The sequence below is a fragment of the Pseudomonas edaphica genome, from assembly GCF_005863185.1.
Taxonomy (GTDB): domain Bacteria; phylum Pseudomonadota; class Gammaproteobacteria; order Pseudomonadales; family Pseudomonadaceae; genus Aquipseudomonas; species Aquipseudomonas edaphica.
The window spans coordinates 1-2931 of record NZ_VBVZ01000707.1 but is presented as its reverse complement, the minus strand read 5'-3'; the positions used below and the strand labels follow the sequence as shown (position 1 = coordinate 2931).

Below are 2931 nucleotides of genomic sequence, written 5' to 3'. Positions count from 1 at the left end.
CATCGTGCTGGTCATTATGGCCTTGGCCATGGTCGTGGCCGGGCTCTGCCTCTGGGTCGTCCGGTTCATTGCCAACCCTACCGTCAGGACACTGACGCGGGTGTTTATTGGCTTATGCCTGGCCGCGGCAGTGGCCTATTGGGTGCTGGCGTGGGGTTTTCCTATCTCAGTATTGGCTTCATGAACTGTCACTTTTTCTGCAAGGACTGCCTATCTTGAAATTCGCCTACACCATTATCTATGTGCCCGACGTTGCCGCGTCACTGGCATTCTTTGAAGCAGCCTTTGGGTTCAGTCGCCGGTTTTTGCATGAATCCGGCACTTATGGCGAGCTGGAAACGGGGGACACCACGCTGTCGTTTGCCGCGCATGAACTGGGCGAAATGAACTTCGACGGCGGGCACGTCGAGGCGCACGCCTCCCGAAAACCGCTGGGGATGGAGGTGGGGTTTGTCACCGAGGATGTATTCGTCGCCCATGCCAAGGCGCTGTTACACGGTGCGAAGGAGCTGTCGCCACCGAGCACCAAGCCCTGGGGGCAAGTGGTGTCTTATGTGCGCTGCCCGGATGGCACGCTGGTGGAGTTGTGTACGCCGATAGTGGGCTGAACACAGAAACATTGTGGGAGCTGGCTTGCCTGCGATAGCGGTGTGTCAGGCACAGATGTAGAGACTGACCCGCCGCCATCGCAGGTAAGCCAGCTCCCACAGTTTGATCATCATCGCCTTGGAATTCACGGCTTGAGCGGTCGCTCCTGATCGCGCTCGGACAGCTCGGTGCCGTCGTCCGGATGTTTCCAGGTCTGCGGCTTGTCTTCTTCGCGTTGCCGCCGGGCCTGCTCGTGCTCCGGCTCGTCCTGACGTTTGTGCTCGTCACCCATACGCACCTCCCTTCCATAAGAAATTGGTCACTTCTGAAGCATAGAACAGCAGTGAGATTTTGGCGGACCTGCTGATTGATAGCCAAAACGCATCAATGCATCCAAATTACTCACTTATCATTTCTAAATGTGTCAGCCACTATCCGCGGTCTTAAGCGAAACAAGCACTTTAAAAAGAACGCTGGAGACACAAAACCATGACTAGCCCTTCCCGGCCCGACTCTGCCCGCTCGAAAGTTGGTGCGGTATTCCGCGTTACTTCGGGCAACTTCCTCGAACAGTTCGACTTCTTTCTGTTCGGCTTCTACGCCACCTATATCGCTGCCGCGTTCTTCCCCGCCGCTAATGAGTTTGCGTCATTAATGATGACCTTCGCCGTGTTCGGTGCAGGCTTCCTGATGCGGCCCCTGGGCGCGATTATCCTGGGTGCCTATATCGATGACGTCGGTCGTCGCAAAGGCTTGATCGTGACCCTGTCGATCATGGCCAGCGGTACGTTGCTGATCGTGCTCGTGCCGGGGTACCAGACCATTGGCCTGTGGGCGCCGTTGCTGGTGCTGCTGGGCCGCCTGCTGCAAGGCTTCTCGGCTGGCGCAGAACTGGGCGGTGTGTCGGTTTACCTGTCTGAAATGGCTACGCCAGGCCGCAAAGGCTTCTACACCAGCTGGCAGTCGGGCAGCCAACAGATCTCCATCGTAGTGGCCGCCGCACTGGGCTACGGCCTGAATGTGTGGATGGAACCCTCGGTCGTTGCCGATTGGGGCTGGCGCATTCCGTTCGCCCTCGGCTGCGTGATCATCCCGTTCATCTTCGTGCTGCGTCGCAACTTGCAGGAAACCGAAGAGTTCGCCAACCGCAAGCATCGCCCGACCATGCGCGAAGTGCTGGCGACCCTGGTGAAAAACTGGAGTGTGGTGATCGGCGGCATGCTGATGGTGGCCATGACCACCACCGCGTTCTACTTGATCACGGTATACGCGCCGACCTTCGGCAAGACCGTGCTGCAACTGAGCACCTCCGACGCCCTGCTGGTGACCTTGCTGGTGGCCGTGTCGAACTTTGTCTGGCTGCCGATCGGCGGCACCCTGAGTGACCGCTTTGGCCGCAAGCCGGTGCTGGTCGCAATGACCGCCCTGACCGTGATCACCGCCTACCCGGCACTGTCGTTCGTGGTCAATGCGCCAAGCTTTGCGCATATGCTCGAAACCCTGCTGTGGTTCTCGTTCCTGTACGGCATGTACAACGGCGCGATGATCCCGGCGCTGACCGAAATCATGCCGGTGGAAGTGCGTGTGGCGGGCTTCTCCCTGGCCTATAGCCTGGCAACGGCGATCTTCGGTGGCTTCACGCCGGCGATCTCCACGTGGTTCATTCACATCACTGGCGACAAAGCCTCGCCGGCCTATTGGATGATGTTTGCCGCGTTGTGCGCCCTGTGCTCGACCCTGGCGCTGTACCGTCGTGCCAACACGCGTGGCCAAGTCATGCAGGGGGCGGTGTAATGAAGACGCTATTGAAAACCCTGACGGCCCTGGCCCTCGGCGCCCTGGCGCTGACGGCCCAGGCCGAACAGCTCAAGGTGATGACCTCCGGCGGTTTCACCGCCGCCTATAAACTGCTCGGCCCGCAATATGCCGAGCACAGCGGCGACACCCTGGACACCATCCTAGGCCCGTCGATGGGCAAGGCGCCGGAGGCGATCCCCAACCGCCTGGCCCGTGGCGAACACGCCGATGTGGTGATCATGGTCGGCTATGCCCTGGATGACTTGATCAAACAAGGCAAGGTCGACCCGGCGTCCCGTGTGGAACTGGCGGATTCGCGCATCGGCCTGGTGGTCAAAGCCGGCGCAGCCAAACCTGCGATCGGCACCGATGCCGAGCTGAAGGCAGTGCTGAGCCAGGCCAAGTCCGTGGCGTATTCGGACAGCGCCAGCGGTGTGTATGTCGAGAAGGAGTTGTTCAAGAAGCTCGGCATGCCCGCCAAGGGCAGCATGATCGAACGCATCCCGGTGGCTTCAGTGGTCGCCAAGGGTGATTACGAGGTGGGCC

5 protein-coding genes are annotated in these 2931 nt (G+C 59.9%); 4 read left to right on the top strand and 1 reads right to left on the bottom strand.

Annotation, left to right across the window (positions count from 1 at the left end; all coding sequences use genetic code 11):
• Positions 1–184 (top strand): hypothetical protein (locus tag FEM54_RS34450; protein ID WP_240792822.1); only part of this gene is annotated, 184 nt, incomplete at its 5' end.
• 31 nt (positions 185–215) lie between these two features.
• Complete coding sequence (locus FEM54_RS29315; RefSeq protein ID WP_017137361.1) at positions 216–608, top strand: VOC family protein; 393 nt, start codon at positions 216–218, stop codon at positions 606–608.
• 125 nt (positions 609–733) lie between these two features.
• Here the strand turns inward: FEM54_RS29315 and FEM54_RS34200 are convergent, their stop codons facing one another.
• Positions 734–886 (bottom strand): hypothetical protein, encoded by a 153-nt coding sequence (locus FEM54_RS34200; RefSeq protein WP_157786503.1) that lies wholly within the window; start codon positions 884–886, stop codon positions 734–736.
• A 191-nt stretch (positions 887–1077) separates the two neighbouring features.
• Here FEM54_RS34200 and tcuC point away from each other — a divergent pair, with 191 nt between their 5' ends.
• Together tcuC and FEM54_RS29305 are read left to right on the top strand one after the other, a co-directional pair.
• A complete protein-coding gene (gene tcuC, locus FEM54_RS29310; RefSeq protein WP_138453932.1) occupies positions 1078–2382 on the top strand; it encodes an MFS transporter in 1305 nt (434 codons plus the stop codon).
• Positions 2382–2931: substrate-binding domain-containing protein (locus tag FEM54_RS29305; protein ID WP_138453931.1), on the top strand; the 550-nt coding region annotated here is incomplete at its 3' end. The genes tcuC and FEM54_RS29305, both read left to right, overlap by 1 nt.

Excerpts from the sequence above, each read along its gene's own strand:
- tcuC (WP_138453932.1), top strand. The coding sequence starts at position 1,078 with ATGACTAGCCCTTCCCGGCCCGACTCTGCCCGCTCGAAAGTTGGTGCG.